Raw genomic sequence first — 17,647 nt, 5'->3', positions numbered from 1 at the left:
TCCATTACCCACAGTGAAGGCGCCTGAGCCTCAACGCCAGAGGAATTCGGAAATCTGTGGACAGGAAGCTCGACGGGGAAAACCCGCTCACTCCGAAGAGTGACGACGACCGGTCGCGAGGGCGCTCCTGGACCACCCGCGCGGCAGTCCGCCCCGTACCTCCCGTCACCGCACCAGGTCGACGATCGACACCCCGGGTGTCTCCCGCGCGCTCGCCGCGGCCGTCTCCCCGACGGTTCCCACGAGCCTGATGTGCCCGTTGGCGCAGATGGTGGTGGCGAGGGAGAGCAGTTCCCGGAGCTGACGACGGTCCAGCCCCCGGTCCCATCCGTCGGCGAGAACGGTCAGCGTCCGCATGGCGTCCGGCACTTCGGCGAGCTGGTCCATGGCGAGCACACCCGGTCCGGTGAGGAGGACGAGGGCCAACGCGAGATAGCGGAGCTCCCCGTCGCCGAGCCGCCCCAGCGGGGTGACCGTCGGCCCCGGCCCGGCGACCTGCACGGTGCCTGCGCCCGCCCCGGCGAGCGCCGCACGCTCCGACGCCGGACGCTCCAGCACCACATGCTCCGACCCCGGACGCTCCAACCCCGGACGCTCCAACCCGACACGCCCCCGCGCCACGCGCTCCAGCACCGCCCGTACCCTCCCGTCCGGCAGTTCCTCGACGCCGAGCCCCGTCACCGTCCCGGCGCAGCCCGCGTCGGCGACCGAGGCCAACCGGGCGTGCCGACGCGGGCACTCGGTGCGCGTGCGGTGCAGTACCTCCGCGAGGTTGTCGCAGCCCCGCAGCAACCGCCCCTCCCCGGCCGGAACCGGTGCGCGCATCCGATCGGGCCGGGGGTCGCAGACGAACACCGAGCGCAGTGCCACCACCACCTGCTCGGCCGCCGCCAGAACCTCCAACTGCCCCTTCGTCTTGCCCGCGACCCGCAGGGGCAACAGGGCCGTCCCCAGCAGGTCGTCGGGGAAGGGAGCCCGCGTGACGGGAGTGGCTCCCGCCGTGTGCCATTCGGCCTGGACGGCGTCGCGCCCGGGATCGCGGAGCGCGGTGGTGAGCAGCGTGCGGCCGCGGCAGGTGAGCCGTTCGCCGACGATACGGAGCCGGGGTTCGGCCTGGACGGCGATGTCGAGGTGGACGGGGCCCACCGGGCCGTCGACCGTGCACCCGATCCTGAACCCCCGCCTCCCCTGGGCGTCGGGCCCGGCCCGTTCCGGAACGCAGTCGGCCGCGTCCGGGAAGGCGGTGGCCAGGTCGTCGCCCGCGCCCAGCCGCGCCAGCGCCTCGTACGCCCGCAGAGCGCTCGACTTCCCGCTCCCGCTCGCCCCGGCGAACAGGGTCACCGGCCCGAGCGGGTGGACGGCGGCGCGGTGGGCGGCGAAGGCGGAGAGCCGCAGTTCGGTGACGGCGGGGCGGGCGGGGCGTCGTGCGGAACCGCCCATGACCTGCCGTAACACGTCGCGCGCGATACCGGGCCCGGGAGCGGGAGCGGTGACTGCGGTGGGGGCGGTGGCAGGGGTGGCGGAAACGTCGGTAGCGGGCGTGAGGCCGCCGGTGGAGTACATGCCCGGACCGTACGCAGACCGGTGTATGACGAACCGTTACGCCGTGATGACCTTCCTACGATCGGGGGACGGAGATCCCCGCCTCGTCGTCCTGCGACTCCGTCTCCGGCGCACCCTCGACCTCGGTACCGGCCGGGGTCAGCAGGAAGACGTTGCGGTCGACCCGGTGCATGGCGCTGCCGAGCCCGAAGACGACGCCGCTGCTGAAGTCCAGGATCCGCTTGGCGACTTCGGTGTCGGCGCTGGTGAGATCGAGCAGCACCGGGATCTGGGCGATGAGGTATTCGGCCACCTCGCGGGCGTCGGCGAAGATCTGCACGCGCAGGACGACCATGCGGCGCTGCTCGGCGGCCTCGTACGGGCCGGACATCGCGCGGTGGTCGACCCTGGACGGCCATTCGTCACGGCCGCGCAGGGGGACGACCTGGGCCAGACCCTCCCACTGTTCGTCGGTGACGTCGTACCTCTCGTACCTACTCATGCACCCATCCTCCCGCCCCTCACCCGTTCGGCCCAACAGCGACACGAACGACTCGGGCGGTACGTCAGTGTTCGACGGGCAGGTCAGCGTTCGACCGGCAGCCCGCGCGGTTCCTTGATCCGCTTCATGATGATCTGCGAGTTGACCTCGGTGACCCCGGCCAGCGAGGTCAGCCGCTCGATCCAGAGGCGTTCGTACGCGGCGAGGTCGGCGACCGCGATCCGCAGCAGGCAGCCGGGACTGCCGAAGAGGCGGTGCGCCTCGATGACGTCGGGGATGTCCCGCAACGCCTCCTCGAAGGCCTCGACGGTCTCCCGGTCCCGGCGCACCTCGATGGAGACGAGCACCTCGAACCCGCGCCCGACCGCCGCCGGGTCGATGACCGCGCGGTAGCCCTGGATCACCCCGTCCTCCTCCAGCTGCCGCACCCGTCGCAGACAGGCCGAAGCGCTGAGGCCGATGCGCTGGGCCAGCTCCAGGTTGGTCAGCCGACCGTCCTCCTGGAGCTCACGCAAGATTCTGCGGTCGATCTTGTCCATCGCACAATTATGCACGAAGAAAGCCCTGCGGACGGGCCCGAAGTCGCAACCACATTGCACGGGAGCTGCCCTATCGTTGCGGAGCGACGACCCTCGACCTCCGGGACAGACAGACATGCAGTGGATACGCGACGACCGGCCCCGCCGGATCACCCTCATCAGCACCGGCGGCACCATCGCCAGCCGCTGGCAGGGCACCGGGTACGCCGCCGACGCGACCGGGGACGACGTCCTGGCCACATCCCCGCTCCCGGAGGGCGTGACGGTCGAGGTCGTCGACCTGTTCAACGTCAACAGCTCGCGGATGACCAGCGCGCGCCAGCTGACGCTGCTGCGCGCGGTCCACGCGGCCCTCGCCGACCCCGGCGTGGACGGCGTCGTGATCACGCACGGCACGGACACCCTTGAGGAGTCGGCCTTCTTCCTGGACCTCCACCACTCCGACCCGCGCCCGGTGGTCTTCACCGGCGCGCAGCGGCCGCTCGGCACGGGTGACGGCGACGGCCCGGGCAATGTGTACGACGCCCTGCAGGTCGCCGCTTCGGTACGCGACCTGGGCGTGCTCGTCGTCTTCGACGGCCGGGTCCACGCGGCGCGCGGCACGGTGAAGACCCAGACCCTGGCGGCCGACGCCTTCGCCGACCCGTCCGAGCACGACCTCGGCAAGGTCGGTTTCGGCAGCGTGGACATCCGCCGCAGCCCCGACCGGCCCGCTCCCCTTCCGCTTCCCACGGCCGTCGGCGCGACCCTCCCCCGCGTCGACATGGTCATGCACCACAGCGACGGCGACCCGCTCTTCCTGAAGACCTCCGTCGCGGCGGGCGCCCAGGGCGTCGTCCTGGTCGGCACCGGCGCGGGCAACGCCACCCCCGAGATCGCCGAGGCCGTCGCGGACGCGGTCGCCCAGGGCACCCTGGTCGCCCTCAGCACCCGGGTCGCCGCCGGCCCGGTCGCGGAGATCTACACGGGCGGCGGGGCCGTGGACCTGGTGGCCGCGGGCGCGGTACCGACCGGGTCGCTCCGTGCGGGGCAGGCCAGGATGGCCGTGCTGGCGACCCTCCTGTCGGACGTCGCCCCGGACCGCCGCCCCGCGCTCCTGAGCGGCTTGCTGAACGGCCCCGCCCGCGCCGAACCCGCCCTGACGGCGGCGGGCTCCCGCTTCTCCGGCGGCTCCTGACCCGCTCCCTCCGGGAGGCCGGCTCCCCCTCTCTCCAGGCGGCCGGCCCCCGATCCACCAGCGGCGCCCGACCCGCTTCCCCCGGCGGCTCGCGCTCCGCTTGCTCCGGGCACCCGGCTCCCGATTCCCCCAAGGCGCCCACCCCGCTCCTTCCGGGCGGCGGGCTCCCGCTTCTCCTGCGGCTCCTGACCCGCTCCCTCCGGGCGGGCGGCCCTCGCTTCTCCAGCGGCGCCCGACCCCGTCTTCCCCGGCGACTCACGCCGCGCCCCTCCAGCGGCGCCCGACCCCGCTTCTCCTGCGGTTCGCGCCCCCGCGCATCGCGCACCCACCTCCCCCTCGAAGGCCATGACCTCCATGAAGACTGCCTCCCGCCATGAGCACGACCTCCTCGGAGAGCGGGAGGTGCCCGCCGACGCGTACTGGGGCATCCACTCCCTGCGCGCCGTGGAGAACTTCCCGATCACGGGAACGCCGATCTCCGTCTACCCGCAGCTGATCGACGCGCTGGCCGCCGTCAAGGAGGCCGCCGCGCTGGCCAACGAGGAGCTGGGCCTGCTCGCCCCCGAGAAGGCGGCCGCCATCGTCGCCGCCTGCCGGGAGATCCGTACCGGAAAGCTGCACGACCAGTTCGTCGTCGACGTCATCCAGGGCGGCGCCGGCACCTCCACGAACATGAACGCCAACGAGGTCGTCGCCAACCGCGCCCTCGAACTCCTCGGCCACGCCAAGGGCGAGTACCAGCACCTGCACCCGAACGAGGACGTCAACCTCAGTCAGTCCACCAACGACGTCTACCCGACCGCCGTCCGCATCGCGGCGATCACGGCGGTGCGCGGGCTGCTCCAGGCCACGGCGGTGCTGCAGGACGCGTTCGCGGCGAAGGCCGTGGAGTTCCGGGACGTCCTGAAGATGGGGCGTACCCAGCTTCAGGACGCGGTGCCCATGACGCTGGGCCAGGAGTTCTCCACGTACGCGGTGATGCTGGACGAGGACCGCAACCGCCTGGCCGAGGCCGTCGAGCTGATCCACGAGATCAACCTGGGTGCCACGGCGATCGGTACGGGTCTCAACGCGCCCGCCGACTACGCGGAGACGGCCCGCCGCCACCTGGCCGAGATCACCGGGATGCCGCTGGTGACCTCCGCCAACCTGGTGGAGGCGACGCAGGACTGCGGCGCGTTCGTCCAGCTCTCCGGTGTCCTCAAGCGCCTGGCGGTCAAGCTCTCCAAGACCTGCAACGACCTGCGCCTGCTGTCCTCGGGCCCGCGCGCGGGCCTGAACGAGATCAACCTCCCCGCCGTACAAGCCGGTTCGAGCATCATGCCCGGCAAGGTCAACCCGGTGATCCCTGAGGTCGTGAACCAGGTCGCCTTCGAGGTGATCGGCAACGACATCACCATCACGATGGCGGCGGAGGGCGGCCAGCTCCAGCTCAACGCCTTCGAGCCGGTCATCCTGCACTCCCTGGCGAAGAGCATCACCTCCCTGCGGGCGGCCTGCCTCACCCTCGCCGAGCGCTGTGTCGTGGGCATCACGGCGAACACCGACGCCCTGCGCGCCACGGTGGAGAACTCCATCGGCCTCGCCACGGCCCTCAACCCCCACATCGGCTACACGGCGGCCACCGCGATCGCCCAGGAGGCCCTCCTCACGGGCCGCAGCGTCGCGGAACTCACCCTGGAGAAGGGCCTCCTGCCGGCGGCGCGCATCGCGGAACTGCTCACCCCGGAACGCCTGACGGGCACCACACAGCCGCTCCGCTAGAGGCCAACGGCTTCAGACCACCAGGACGATCTTGCCGGTCGTACGCTCGGTCTCGCCGAGGGCGTGGGCCTTCGCCGCCTCCGTGAGCGGGAAGGTGGCCTCCACATGGGCGCGCAGCGCGCCCGTCCCCACGAGCCCGGCGATGGCGGTCATGCCCGCGTGGTCGGCCTCCACGAGGAGGGTCGCCACGCGGACGCCCCGCGCCTCCGCCTTCCGTGCCTCGTCGGGGTCGGTGGGCGGCAGGAGCGAGACGAGGATGCCGCCGGGGCGCAGGACCTCCAGGGAACGGGCGCGGGTCTCGCCCGACATGACGTCGAGCACCACGTCGATGTCGTGGGCGACGTCCCTGAAGTCGGTGGTGCGGTAGTCGATGACCTCGTCCGCTCCGAGGGAGCGTACGAAGTCGTGCTTGGGCGCGCTCGCGGTGCCGATCACGTACGCACCGCGGGCCTTGGCGATCTGGACGGCGAGGTGGCCGACGCCGCCGGCGGCCGCGTGGACGAGGACCCGCTGCCCAGGGGCCACCGCGGCGGTGTCGACGAGCGCCTGGTACGCGGTGAGCGCGGCGAGCGGGAGGGCTCCGGCCTGGACGTGGTCGACGCCCGCGGGCTTGTGGGCGAAGGCCCGGGCGGGGGCGGTCACGTACTCGGCGTGGGAGCCGACTCCGTAGGGGTAGGGCAGCATGCCGAACACCTCGTCGCCCGGCTCGAAGAGCGTGACGCCGTAGCCGACGGCCTCCACGACGCCGGAGACGTCCCAGCCGAGGACGAGCGGCAGGCGGTCGAGGAACAGTCCCTGGGAGCGGTGCTTCCAGTCGGTCGGGTTGACGCCGGCCGCGCGGACGGCGACCAGGATCTGGCTGGGACCGGGGACGGGCCGGGGCAGGAGGACCTCCTTGAGCACATCGGGGGTGCCGTGGGTGTCCTGGCTGATGGCGCGCATGGTGACGGCGGTGGCAGCGGTGGTGGCGGTGTTCGTCATGCGTCCAGGTTCCTTGCCGGCCCAGCACCCGTACCATGGCATGATTGCCATCTTTCGACAGGATCGTGCCATGCCTCCTCGTGCCCACCGCGTCGTCGTCCTCGCGCTGGACGGGGTGTATCCCTTCGAGCTCGGCATCCCGAGCCGTGTCTTCGGGGCGGCGGACGGCCGGTACGAGGTGCTGACCTGCTCCGTCGACGGCGGCCCGGTGCGTACCAACTCCGACTTCTCCGTCACGGTGGAGCACGGTCCGGAGGCGCTGCGCACGGCGGACACGGTCGTCCTCCCGCCTTTCGACACCACCGAGATCACCCGGGAACCCCGGACCGAGGTCGCGGAAGCGCTCGCCGCCGTCCCCGCGGGCACGCGGATCGTGTCCATCTGCACCGGGGCTTTCGTCCTCGCGGCAGCGGGTCTCCTCGACGGCCGGCCGGCCACCACGCACTGGGCGCTGGCGGAGGTGTTCCGCGCGTGGTTCCCCCAGGTGGACCTGGACCCTGGCGTTCTCTTCGTCGACGACGGGGACGTGCTGACCTCGGCGGGCGCCGCCTCCGGGGTGGACGTCTGCCTGCATCTCGTACGCAAGGACCACGGCACCGCCCTCGCCAACCGGGTGGCGCGGCTCTGCGTCGTACCGCCGTGGCGGGACGGCGGGCAGGCCCAGTACATCGAGCAGCCCGTGCCGGGGCCGGACGCGAACGGCACATCGGCCACCCGGCAGTGGGCCTTGGAGAACCTCCACGAGCCGCTGACCCTGGCGGAGCTCGCCGGCCACGCACGGATGAGCCTGCGCACCTTCGCGCGCCGCTTCAACGAGGAGGTCGGCATGAGCCCGGGCCGCTGGCTGATCCAGCAGCGCGTGGCCCACGCACGGCATCTCCTGGAGTCCACCGACCTCGCGGTGGACGACATCGCCGGCCAGGTCGGCTTCGCGACCGGGACCTCGCTGCGCCAGCATCTGCACGCCGCCATCGGGGTCTCACCCCTCGCCTACCGACGGACCTTCCGGGGTGGCCTGTCGCCCGACCTGTGAGCATCGCTGCAGGTCGGAGACGGGGCGGGGGCATTCCCCCCGAGCCATCGGACTTCCCATACCGGCCATGGGATTCCCCATTGGAAACCCGTCGACCACAGGCATAGCTTCGAGGAGACCGCCCATCATCCCCGGGCCTTGAGGCCCTCGTCCCCAGGAGTGACTCAGCATGTCGAAGATCCTTTTCGTGATGACCGGCGCCGACCACTGGACGCTGGCCGACGGCACCAAGCACCCCACCGGTTTCTGGGCCGAGGAGGCGGCCGCGCCGTACGAGGCGTTCAAGGCCGCCGGTCACGAGATCGTCGTCGCCACTCCCGGCGGCGTCGTCCCCACCGTCGACCAGGGCAGTCTCGCCCCCGAGGCCAACGGCGGCCAGGAGGGCGCCGACAGGATCGCCGCCGTCCTCGCCTCCCTCACCGAGCTCCAGCACCCGATCACCCTGGAGGACGTGAACCTCGACGACTACGCGGCCGTCTTCTACCCCGGCGGCCACGGCCCGATGGAGGACCTCGCCGTGGACGCCACGTCCGGCAGGCTCCTGATCGACGCCCTCGACTCCGGAAAGCCCCTCGCCGTCGTCTGCCACGCCCCGGCCGCGCTCCTCGCCGCCACGAAGGCAGACGGCACGAACGCCTTCGCCGGCTACCAGGTCGCCGCCTTCACCAACGCCGAGGAGACCCAGGCCGGCCTCGCCGACAAGGCCGCGTGGCTCCTGGAGACCCGCCTGGCCGAAGCGGGCGTCGACGTCCGGACCGGCGAGCCGTGGGCCCCGCACGTCGTGGTCGACCGCAACCTGCTCACCGGCCAGAACCCCGCCTCCGCCGCCCCGCTCGCCACCGAACTCCTGAAGAGGCTGGCCTGACCCTCCCGGGCCTGCCCCTACCGGGCTTGACCCTCCCGGGCTTGACCTTCCCTGTGGCCTACCCTCCCAGGCCTCACGCGCCGGCAGCAGCCTCCTCGGCGATGCGGTCGAACTGCGCCCCCATCGCCTCGGCGAGGGCCTGCGCCGCCGACAGCGGCCGGACCATGACGGTGAAGTCGTCGATCCGGCCGTCCTCGTCGAAGTGGAGGAAGTCGCACCCCTGGATCCGACGCCCGTTCACGGTGGCGGTGAACACGAGGGCGTGGTCGCGGCCGTCGGGATTCGCGATCTCGCGTACGTAGGCGAAGTCCTCGAAGACACGCAGGACACCGCGGAGGATCGCCGCGGTGATCGCCTTCCCGGCGTACGGCTTGAACGCGACCGGACTGGTGAACACGACATCCTCGGCCAACAACGCGGCCAGGGCGTCCGCGTCACGGTTCTCGACAGCTTGGCGGAACGGGTGCACGCACCCTCCCATCACTCACCAAGTTGAATAGGTGCATGGGAGGGTATGGCCGCGACGGGAGCCTGTCCACCCTGCGAGGGGACCCGGCCCACCCGGACCGGGCTACTCCGCGTCCGGCACCTCCCGGCGGCCTTCGGCGAAGGGGCGCGGCGGGCCGGCCTCGGCCGCGTCGGCGAGCGCCTCGGCCGCGGCTTCGGCCGCCTGCGCCGCATCGTCGGCCGCCTGAGCGGCCCTGTCCTCCGAGGACGTCTCCCGGGTGGCCGGCGACTGGGGCAGCACCTCGCTGAAGGCGCGGGACACGCCCTGGAGAGCGGAGGTGACCTCGCTGGGAATCACCCAGAACGTACTGCCGGAGCCCTGGGCGAGCTGGGGCAGCATCTGCATGTACTGGTAGGCGAGCAGCTTGGGGTCGGGGTCGTTGCGGTGTACGGCCTGGAACACCTCGTCGATGGCCCGGGACTGCCCCTCGGCCTTGAGGATCTCCGCCGTACGGTTGCCCTCGGCCCGCAGAACGGCGGACTGCTTGTCGCCCTCCGCGGTGAGAATCTGCGACTGCCGTTGTCCCTCCGCTCCGAGGATCGCGGCCCGCTTGTCGCGCTCGGCCCGCATCTGCTTCTCCATCGCGTCCTTGATGGACTGCGGAGGGTCGATGGCCTTGATCTCCACCCGGTTCACCCTGAGACCCCATTTGCCGGTGGCCTCGTCCAGTACGCCCCGCAGTTGGTTGTTGATCGTGTCCCGCGAGGTGAGGGTCTTTTCCAGGTCCATGGACCCGACGACGTTGCGCAAGGTGGTGACGGTGAGCTGTTCGACACCCTGCAGGAAATCCGCGATCTCATAGGCGGCCGCTCGCGGGTCCGTGACCTGGAAATACAGAACGGTGTCGATCTCGACGACGAGATTGTCCTCGGTGATGACCGGCTGCGGCTTGAACGAGACGACCTGCTCCCGGAGATCGATCACCGGATAGACCCGGTCGATGTAGGGAATGACGAGGTTGAGACCCGGCTTCAGCGTGCGACGGTAGCGGCCGAGACGCTCGACGTTGCGAGCGCGAGCCTGGGGCACGATGCGTACCGCCCGTATCACGGTGAAGACGGCGATGAGCGCGACGATCACGCCGGCTATGAGCAGCGCGGAAACTTCCATGGCTCACTCCCGGGGATAGACAAGGGCGGTCGCGCCGCTGATCTCTATGACGTCGACGGTTGTTCCGGGGGGTATCACCAGCGTCTCGTCATAGGCGCGAGCCGTCCATTCCTCGCCGCCGATGCGAACCCTGCCGCCCAGCCCCGTCACCTCGGTGACGACATAGGCCGCCTTTCCGACCAGGGCGTCCGTTCCGAACCGCTCCACCTGAGGCTGGAGCAGGTGGCGCACGGCGATCGGCCGCACGAACAACACGCTCAGCGTGGCGACGACGGTGAACACCAAGAATTGCGCGAGCAGCGGGACCCCGAAAGCCGCGACGCCGGCGGTCACCAGAGCGGCACCGGCCAGCATTCCCAGCGCGGCGGTCAGAGTGAAGATCTCCGCCACGGCCAGAGCCGCCGCGGCGACCAACCACATCAGCCATGGATCCATCGCGCCCTCCTGGCCGCTACGGCTGTGCGAAGGCATCCCAGGCGAGCGATTCGCCCTTTAGACTAAATTTACCCTTTTCCCGGACATCCGGTCCGCTTCACATCAACAAGCGGTTTTCTACCGGGAGATGGGCGACAGAGCCCCCTGCTAGGGTGCGCCGATGTCATCGATCAAGCAGTTCCAAGTCACCTTCGACTGCGCGGAACCTGAGCGTCTCGCTCGCTTCTGGTGCGAGGTGCTGGGATACGTCGTACCGCCGCCGCCGGCGGGATTCGCCACGTGGGACGATTTCGACCGCTCCCAGGCTCCCGAGGATCGGGGCTCGTGGTTCGCCTGCACCGATCCCTCGGGCGTGGGCCCGCGCCTGTACTTTCAGCGCGTCCCCGAAGGCAAGGTCGCCAAGAATCGGCTGCACCTCGACGTGAGAGTCGGTACCGGACTCGTGGGAGAAGAGCGCCTGGCCGCGCTCGAGGCCGAATGCGCGCGACTGATCCCGCTCGGCGCGGTACGCGTGCGACTCCTGTACGACGGCAATGACTCCTGCATCGTGATGCAGGACATCGAGGGCAACGAGTTCTGTCTCGACTGAGCATCGCGCCCCTCGTGAAAAACCGTTGGCCTTCCCGCGATTCCCTGATCAGCCGGCTTCCGTCAACGCCGCGCGCGCGGTGGTGAGGATCTCCTCGGAGAGCGGGGAGCCTTTGCATCAGCCACCTCCCCATTGGGTGTCGTTAGGAGGAGGCAGCGTCCCTCCCGCTGGTCGCCCTCACCGCGCGGCAGGCGCTGGTCGAGCGGGCACAGGTGCGGCCAGGCCAGAAGGTCCTGATCCACGCGGGCTCCGGCGGCCTCGGGACCATCGCCGTCCAGCTGGCGAAACAGCTGGGCGCGCACGTGGCCGCCACCGCGAGCACCGGCAAGGTCAACCTGGTGAAGGAGCTCGGCGCGGACGTCGTCGTCGACTACAAGAAGCAGGCTTTCGAGACGCTCCTCCACGGCTACGACGTCGTCCTGGACAGCCTCGGCGGCGAGACGCTCGTGAACTCCCTGCGGGTGCTCAAGCCCGGCGGGAAGGTCATCAGCGTCGCGGGCCCTCCCACGCCACGCCTGGCTCAAGGGCGCCCTTCACACCGCGGGCCGCATGGCCAGGACGGCGTTGTGTCCGCCGAAGCCGAAGGAGTTGCTCAGGGCGAGGCCGATGTCGCCGTGGCGTGCGCTGCCGCGCACCGTGTCCACCCTGAGGGAGGGGTCGGGGGTGTCGAGGTTCGCGCAGGGCGGGATCACTCCGTGGGCGAGGGAGAGAGCGGTGAAGGCGGCCTCGACGGCTCCGGCGGCACCGATCATGTGTCCGACCACGCCCTTGGGGGCGGTCACCGCCGGGTGATGAGGGAAGAGCTCGGCGAGTACCGCGCCCTCCACCGCGTCATTGGCCGGTGTGCTGGTGCCGTGCGCGTTGACGTGATCGACCTCCCGCGGGCGTGCGCGGGCGTCGTCGAGCGCTGCCAGGATGGCTGCCCGGACGCCCCTGCCCTCGGGGTGGGGGGCCACGGGATGATGGGCGTCGGACGACGCGCCGTAGCCGACGATGTGCGCGTAACCGGGGGTTCCTCGGCGGCGTGCCTGGTCGGCGCGTTCCAGGACGAGTACGCCCGCGCCCTCGCTCATCACGAAGCCGTCGCGATCCACGTCGAAGGGGCGCGAGGCGGCAGACGGATCGTCGACGCGTTTCGACAGGGCTCGCATGCGGGCGAAGGCGCTGGTGATGACGGGGGTGGTGAACGCCTCGGTGCCGCCTGCGACGACGATGTCGCACGCTCCGGAACGCAGGAGGGAGACACCGAGCCCGATGGCCGTCGTGCCAGAGGCGCACGCGGTGCTCGTATGGAGGCTGGGTCCCTGGGCGTTGAGGATCTGGGCGACATGGCCGACGGCCATGTTCGGCAGGTACCTCGGAAGGAAGGTGGCTGTCACAGCGGCCTGTCCCCGGTCGAGGTAACGCTCGGTCTCGTGCTCGTAGGCCTGCACACCTCCGGCGGCTGACCCGAGGACCACGCCCACGCGGCCGGCGTCCCAGACCGAGCAGTCGTGGCCGGCGTCCCTGACCGCCTCCTGTGCGGCGACGAGCGCGTACTGGGCACTCAGGTCGAGGCGTCGCGTCAGGGTGGGAGCGATATCCGCCGCGGTGTCGAAATCGTGGACGCGGCAGGAGATGTCGATGCTCAGGCCTGCCAGGCGGGGGTCTTTGCCGGCCGTCGGGGACGCGGAAAGCAGACGTCGCCAGGAAGGCTTCGTTCCCACTCCGGCGGGGGTGACCAGGCCGATGCCGGTGATCGCGACGGAAACGGCCCGTGTCATTGCCTCACGTCCTTTGCGCGCGCCCGTCAGGCCGTACCAGATGGCGGTGCCACGACGGTGGGGTGGGGGATCAGACGGTCTGCGGTTTGGAGCCGACGTAGTGGGCCAGGTCGGACAGGGTGGAGTTCTCCCTGAGTTCGTCCTCCTCAAGAGGGGTGCCGCAGTACTCCTGGAGAATGTCGGTCAGCTCGACGATCTCCAACGAGTCCAGATCCAGCTCACCGAGGGTGGCGGCGGCGGAGACGGCTTCAGGCGCGACCTCGAACTTCTCCGTCAGCGTGCGGACGAGGAATTCGTAAACCGGGTCCATCGGTACCTTCTTCTTGTTGACGAGGTGGACGTGAGGCGAACGGACGGCCGGCGAGGACGGGTTCGCGGTGGACGGGTTCGCGGTGGACGGGTTCGCGGTGGACGGCCGTGGCCGTCGGCCAGGAGAGTGTGGCCGCCCCCCAGGTGAGGCCGCCTCCGAAAGCGGCCAGCAGCGTCCGGGCACCGGGGCGGACGACTCCTCGTGCGGACACGTCGGCCAGCGCCAGGGGAATGGACGCCGCCGCGGTGTTGCCGACGCGTCCGATGTTTCCGAAACACTTGCCGGGATCGATTCCCATGCGTTCGGCGACCGCGTCGAGAATTCGCTGGTTCGCCTGGTGGCCGACGAATGCCTCCACGGAGGAAGCATCCCATCGGGACCTCAGAAGAACTTCCCTCGACGAATCGACCATGTGCCGAACAGCGAGCCCGAACACTTTTTTGCCGTTCATGCGGAAGTACTTCTCCTCGGCCGACACACCGTGATCGGAGACCGGCATACGAGCCCCGCCGGCTTCCACGGTGATCAGGTCACCGCCGGAGCCGTCACTGCCGAGGTGGACCCCGTGCAGCGCGCCCGGCTCGTCGGGGGAGCCTCCGCGCAGGAGTACCGCTCCGGCACCGTCGCCGAAGATCACCGCGGTGTTCCGGTCGTCAGGATTGACGATCCTGCTGTACGTCTCCGCCGCGATCAGCAGAACGCGCTGCGGCGGCTGAGACCGGATCAGGGCACCGGCCAGCGCGAGGCCGTAGACGAACCCGGAGCACACGGCCCCGATGTCCAGGGCGGGGACGTTCCCGAGCCCGAGGCGCCACGCGACGTCGGGAGCCGTGGCCGGGCAGCGCCGGTCCGGAGTGGTGGTGGCCAGCAGGACGAGGTCCGCGGCGTGGGAGCCGGAGGACTCCAGAGCCGCGAGTCCGGCGCCCACGGCCAGGTCGGACGTGCTGGTCCGAGCGTCGGCCCAGTGCCGCGCCGAAATGCCGGTGCGCCGGTGGATCCATTCGTGCGAGGTGTCCAGACGCGTCGCCAGGTCGTCGTTCGAGACGGATCCCGGGGGAAGACACCCACCCCACCCGGCGACGACCGCACACGTATCCAACCACCGCTCCTGTTCAATTCGGCACGGCCTCGGAATATGCCCGGCCGCCACGAGAACATAGCAAGAGAGGAAGTGAACCCACCGTTCTCATCCCCCAACGAGTGACATTCCTCTTTTCGTTTCTCGAATTCCCCTTCGATGTTTTTCCCAGCCCGTGAACAGCGTGGCCGCGGACGTCACCAGGCGGCCGATGTGATGCGGTCCCGCAGCCGCTCGGCGTACAGCCTCATGACCTTGACCGCCACGTCGGTGTCGGGGTAGCGGCTCGCCAGCCACAGGCCCTCGTGCGTCCGGTTGACCCAGACGTACACGTGATCGCTGTACGACACCCGCACCAGGCCGTGGGCCCGCTGCTCGTGCCACCGCTCGGCACCTGGGAAAGAGCGGGTGTCGACGAAGGAGACCAGCGAGCAGAGGTCCGTGGAGCCGGGCCTGTCGTCCTCATCGAGGAGGGCGAGCACGCGGGTCAGCGGAATCCGGGCCAGCGGCCGGTTGGCCACCAGCTCACCACGCACCGACCGCAGCACCTCCCGGAAGCGGGGACTGCGGCCCACCGGCACCTCGATCGGGGCACCACCCACGTACCACCCCACCGAGTCGTTCCACCCCGACTTCCCACGCGTGTGAAACGGCACGACCGTGCGGTACACGTCCTGCCCACCCGTCTCGTGGACGAACAGCGCGGTCGCCGCCAGCACGCCGGCCATGCTTCCGCCGTACGGTCGGCAGTACGCCTCGAACGCCTCGGCCTCGGCCGCGTCGGCGAGCGGCTCGCACAACAGCCGCTGCGGAGCGGGCGGGCTGTCGGGGGTGAGCCCCAGCTCCACCGGAAATCTCGGCAGCCGACCACCACAGCGCCGGATGAACTCCTGCCACCGGGCCACACTGCCGTGGCCGCCGTCGACACGGTCCGCACGGATCCGCTCGATCTCGCAGAAGTCGACGTAACTCGCCGCCGGGGCGGGCTCCTTTCGGGCCCGCCCGGCCGCGTACAGCTCCTGCAGCTCGGCCGGAACGCGGAACAGAGAGTAGGCGTCGACGTTGCTGTGGTCGAAAGCCATGTACACGCTGGTCGAGTCGTCCCGCAGGACCGCCGTGTAGATCAGGTTCGGCCAGACCAGCGCGTCCGCGACCTCGTCGAAGCGGTCCTGAAGGTGCCGGACCAGATGGTCGGCGTGGGCAAAGTCAGCGACCTCGTCGCGGTGCAGTGCCATGTCCGCCGCGTCGAGCGTGAACCGGTGCAGTTCGTCGCCCGAGTCGCCCGCCCAGCGGAATCCACTGCGCAGCGTCTCGTGCCGCATGGTCCAGGACAGCAGCGCCTCCTCGAGTACGTCGAGATCGACCGGCCCCGGCAGGTCGAAGGCGACGCCGATCCAGGTCGGCACGCACACCCCCTCGCCCCGCACGCTTCGCGCCCGACGAAGGTGTGACTCCTGGATGTACGCCGGCGGCCTGGAATCCACCGGCAGCGCCTCCGCCGCCGCGACGGTGACCGGGCTCAGCGTCCACTCGACGAGCCGTCCCGGCCGGACCTCGCAACGCTGGATGTCAGTGATACGCACACGTTTCCCTTTGCCGAAGGTGAGCCCCTGCTGCGGAGTCCCTTCCGAACAAGGCCACCGAGCGCGACCGGGACACGCCCCGCCGCCTCAATGCCACCGAACGGGTGGCATGCTGCGGATGCCCTGGACCGCTGGGTCCGTCAGCAAAGGAAGCCGCGGCGCGACGGCTGATCGGTGGTGGATGCCTCCGGCGGTTCGGGCTCGTTGGCAGCGGGCCGACCACCAGCAACGTCGTCATGACCGACAGCGCGAGATCCGAACCCACCCTCGGACACGGGAGCCCCTACGGCCCCTGACACGACGTTCGCCCAGCAGTCTCGAACCGCACGTGACGACCCATCAGGAAATACGCCGTTGACGCCCATCACGCGCACTCGAAGAAACCGCAGGTCAGGCGTCCTTCTTCACCGGCTCCAGGATCGCCACGCACTCGACATGGTGCGTCATCGGAAACAGGTCGAACGCCCGCAGCGTACGGACCCGGTACCCGCCCTCCTTGAAGTACGCGATGTCCCGGGCCAGCGCCGCCGGGTCGCAGGCCACGTAGGCGATCCTTCGGGCGCCCAAGCCCGACAGGTGCTTGACCGTCTGCTTGCCGGCGCCCGCGCGCGGGGGGTCCAGGACGATCAGGTCGACCTCGGTGATGCCCGTGCGCGGGAGGGCCGCCTCGACCTTGCCCTGTTCGATGCGGACGCGGTCGTAGTCCTGGAGGTTGTGGCGGGCGTCCTCCACCGCGCGCTTGCCCGACTCGATGCCCAGGACCGCGCCCTGGTCGCCCACGCGGTCGGCGATCGCGCCCGCGAAGAGGCCGACGCCGCAGTAGAGGTCCAGGGCCGTGTCGCCCTTGCGCGGCATCAGGCCCTGCATGACGGCGAGGACCAGCGTCTGCGCGGCCTTCGGGTGGACCTGCCAGAAGCCGCCGTTGCCGACGCGGTACGTGCGGTCGTCGGCGCGCTCGCGGACGAAGGGGCGGCCGTGGACGCGGTGCACCCCGCCGTCGTGCTCGTCGACCCGGAGGACGGAGACCGGCTTGTCCAGCTCGACCAGAGGAAGGCGGGCGCCCGGCTTCGGGGTCAGGATGACCTGGCGGTCGCCCGAGCCCGAGGCGGCGATGGCCTCGACCGAGGCCATGCCCTCCCAGGTGCGCTTCTCGATGCCCAGCTCGGAGACCCCGGCGGCGGCGATCATGCAGTGGTCGATCACCTCGACGTCGTGCGAGCGGTGCTTCCGCAGACCCGCGTGGCCCTCGGCGTCGACGGCGTACTGGACGCGGGTGCGCCACTGCGGGACCTCGCCCGCCGGGAGCTTGTCGCCCTCGGCCGGCATGACCGTGCCGTCCCAGCCGGCCTCCTCGGGGGTCAGCCCGGCCAGCCGCTGGAGCTGCTCGGCGATGACCTCGCCCTTGAGACGGCGCTGAGCGCCCGGCTTGGCGTGCTGCCAGTCGCAGCCGCCGCACTTGCCCGGACCCGCGAAGGGGCAGGGGGCCTCCACGCGGTCCTTGGAGGCTTCGAGTACGGAGACGGCGTCCGCCCGCAGGAAGCGGGAGGTCTCCTCGCCCTCGGTGACCCGGGCGACGACCCGCTCGCCCGGCAGCGCGTGCCGGACGAAGAGGACCCGGCCCGCCTCCGTCCGCGCGATGCAGTGGCCGCCGTGGGCCACGGGGCCGACCTCGACCTCGTACTCTTCCCCGACCAACGAAGAAACAGGTGCGTTCTGCATGACGGGGTGACTCCAGAGAAAGAGAGAGGTGGGGGGGCGCCCGCCGCCCCCCCCCCCCCCCCCCCCCCCCCCCCCCCCCCCCCCCCCCCCCCCGCCCCCCCCCGCCCCCCCCCCCCCCCCCCCCCCCCCCCCCCCCCCCCCCCCCCACC

The 17,647-nt window shown here is 70.9% G+C and carries 17 protein-coding genes and 1 pseudogene; 6 read left to right on the top strand and 12 right to left on the bottom strand.

Features of this window, described 5'->3' with window-relative positions:
- Positions 1 to 165 precede the first annotated feature (165 nt).
- The 3 genes from ACFYV5_RS00755 to ACFYV5_RS00745 form a co-directional block, all read right to left on the bottom strand.
- A complete protein-coding gene (locus tag ACFYV5_RS00755) occupies positions 166 to 1,563 on the bottom strand; it encodes an AAA family ATPase (protein ID WP_389162698.1) in 1,398 nt (465 codons plus the stop codon).
- A gap of 55 nt (positions 1,564 to 1,618) precedes the next feature.
- A complete protein-coding gene (locus tag ACFYV5_RS00750; protein WP_355106271.1) occupies positions 1,619 to 2,044 on the bottom strand; it encodes a cell division protein SepF in 426 nt (141 codons plus the stop codon).
- Positions 2,045 to 2,127: 83 nt separating this feature from the next.
- Positions 2,128 to 2,583, bottom strand: a complete 456-nt coding sequence (locus ACFYV5_RS00745; RefSeq protein WP_355106270.1) for an Lrp/AsnC family transcriptional regulator — start codon at positions 2,581 to 2,583, stop codon at positions 2,128 to 2,130.
- Between the two features lie 115 nt (positions 2,584 to 2,698).
- Here ACFYV5_RS00745 and ACFYV5_RS00740 point away from each other — a divergent pair, with 115 nt between their 5' ends.
- Together ACFYV5_RS00740 and aspA are read left to right on the top strand one after the other, a co-directional pair.
- A complete protein-coding gene (locus tag ACFYV5_RS00740; protein WP_355106268.1) occupies positions 2,699 to 3,760 on the top strand; it encodes an asparaginase in 1,062 nt (353 codons plus the stop codon).
- A gap of 354 nt (positions 3,761 to 4,114) precedes the next feature.
- Positions 4,115 to 5,524: an aspartate ammonia-lyase gene (aspA, locus tag ACFYV5_RS00735; protein ID WP_389162692.1), complete on the top strand. Its 1,410-nt coding sequence runs from the start codon at positions 4,115 to 4,117 to the stop codon at positions 5,522 to 5,524.
- Between the two features lie 12 nt (positions 5,525 to 5,536).
- On the opposite strand, the gene ACFYV5_RS00730 is transcribed toward aspA, so the two are convergent.
- Complete coding sequence (locus ACFYV5_RS00730; RefSeq protein ID WP_389164988.1) at positions 5,537 to 6,466, bottom strand: NADP-dependent oxidoreductase; 930 nt, start codon at positions 6,464 to 6,466, stop codon at positions 5,537 to 5,539.
- Positions 6,467 to 6,575: 109 nt separating this feature from the next.
- Between ACFYV5_RS00730 and ACFYV5_RS00725 the strand changes: the two genes are divergently transcribed.
- Both ACFYV5_RS00725 and ACFYV5_RS00720 read left to right on the top strand, forming a co-directional pair.
- A complete protein-coding gene (locus tag ACFYV5_RS00725) occupies positions 6,576 to 7,538 on the top strand; it encodes a helix-turn-helix domain-containing protein (protein WP_355106264.1) in 963 nt (320 codons plus the stop codon).
- A gap of 169 nt (positions 7,539 to 7,707) precedes the next feature.
- Positions 7,708 to 8,403 carry a type 1 glutamine amidotransferase domain-containing protein gene (locus tag ACFYV5_RS00720; protein WP_389162687.1) on the top strand — a complete coding sequence of 232 codons (696 nt, stop codon included), beginning with the start codon at positions 7,708 to 7,710 and terminating at the stop codon, positions 8,401 to 8,403.
- Positions 8,404 to 8,476: 73 nt separating this feature from the next.
- On the opposite strand, the gene ACFYV5_RS00715 is transcribed toward ACFYV5_RS00720, so the two are convergent.
- The 3 genes from ACFYV5_RS00715 to ACFYV5_RS00705 all read right to left on the bottom strand — a co-directional run bounded on the left by ACFYV5_RS00715 (position 8,477) and on the right by ACFYV5_RS00705 (position 10,456).
- Positions 8,477 to 8,872, bottom strand: a complete 396-nt coding sequence (locus tag ACFYV5_RS00715; RefSeq protein WP_355106260.1) for a nuclear transport factor 2 family protein — start codon at positions 8,870 to 8,872, stop codon at positions 8,477 to 8,479.
- A gap of 102 nt (positions 8,873 to 8,974) precedes the next feature.
- Positions 8,975 to 10,021, bottom strand: coding sequence for an SPFH domain-containing protein (locus ACFYV5_RS00710; protein ID WP_389162684.1), 1,047 nt, complete (start codon positions 10,019 to 10,021; stop codon positions 8,975 to 8,977).
- Between the two features lie 3 nt (positions 10,022 to 10,024).
- Complete coding sequence (locus ACFYV5_RS00705) at positions 10,025 to 10,456, bottom strand: NfeD family protein (RefSeq protein ID WP_355106256.1); 432 nt, start codon at positions 10,454 to 10,456, stop codon at positions 10,025 to 10,027.
- 160 nt (positions 10,457 to 10,616) lie between these two features.
- Between ACFYV5_RS00705 and ACFYV5_RS00700 the strand changes: the two genes are divergently transcribed.
- Together ACFYV5_RS00700 and ACFYV5_RS00695 are read left to right on the top strand one after the other, a co-directional pair.
- The gene (locus ACFYV5_RS00700) at positions 10,617 to 11,045 is read left to right on the top strand and encodes a VOC family protein (RefSeq protein ID WP_389162681.1); all 429 of its coding nucleotides are present in this window, start codon (positions 10,617 to 10,619) and stop codon (positions 11,043 to 11,045) included.
- Between the two features lie 146 nt (positions 11,046 to 11,191).
- Positions 11,192 to 11,569: pseudogene (locus ACFYV5_RS00695) on the top strand (zinc-binding dehydrogenase); the annotation flags it as partial.
- Positions 11,570 to 11,578: 9 nt separating this feature from the next.
- Here ACFYV5_RS00695 and ACFYV5_RS00690 read toward each other — a convergent pair.
- The 5 genes from ACFYV5_RS00690 to ACFYV5_RS00670 all read right to left on the bottom strand — a co-directional run bounded on the left by ACFYV5_RS00690 (position 11,579) and on the right by ACFYV5_RS00670 (position 17,498).
- On the bottom strand, positions 11,579 to 12,808 hold the full coding sequence (locus ACFYV5_RS00690) for a beta-ketoacyl-[acyl-carrier-protein] synthase family protein (RefSeq protein WP_389162678.1): 1,230 nt from the start codon (positions 12,806 to 12,808) through the stop codon (positions 11,579 to 11,581).
- Between the two features lie 70 nt (positions 12,809 to 12,878).
- Positions 12,879 to 13,118 carry an acyl carrier protein gene (locus ACFYV5_RS00685; protein ID WP_389162675.1) on the bottom strand — a complete coding sequence of 80 codons (240 nt, stop codon included), beginning with the start codon at positions 13,116 to 13,118 and terminating at the stop codon, positions 12,879 to 12,881.
- Positions 13,057 to 14,217, bottom strand: a complete 1,161-nt coding sequence (locus ACFYV5_RS00680; protein ID WP_389162672.1) for a beta-ketoacyl-ACP synthase III — start codon at positions 14,215 to 14,217, stop codon at positions 13,057 to 13,059. Before ACFYV5_RS00680 ends, ACFYV5_RS00685 begins: the two co-directional genes overlap by 62 nt.
- Before the next feature lie 176 nt (positions 14,218 to 14,393).
- A complete protein-coding gene (locus ACFYV5_RS00675; RefSeq protein WP_389162668.1) occupies positions 14,394 to 15,779 on the bottom strand; it encodes a condensation domain-containing protein in 1,386 nt (461 codons plus the stop codon).
- 390 nt (positions 15,780 to 16,169) lie between these two features.
- Positions 16,170 to 17,498 carry a TRAM domain-containing protein gene (locus tag ACFYV5_RS00670; protein ID WP_355106244.1) on the bottom strand — a complete coding sequence of 443 codons (1,329 nt, stop codon included), beginning with the start codon at positions 17,496 to 17,498 and terminating at the stop codon, positions 16,170 to 16,172.
- Between the last annotated feature and the right edge of the window lie 149 nt (positions 17,499 to 17,647).

Origin of the sequence: Streptomyces sp. NPDC003035 (assembly GCF_042888285.1) — a bacterium.
Classification (GTDB): Bacteria; Actinomycetota; Actinomycetes; order Streptomycetales; family Streptomycetaceae; genus Streptomyces.
This window is presented reverse-complemented; position numbering and strand designations above follow the sequence as displayed.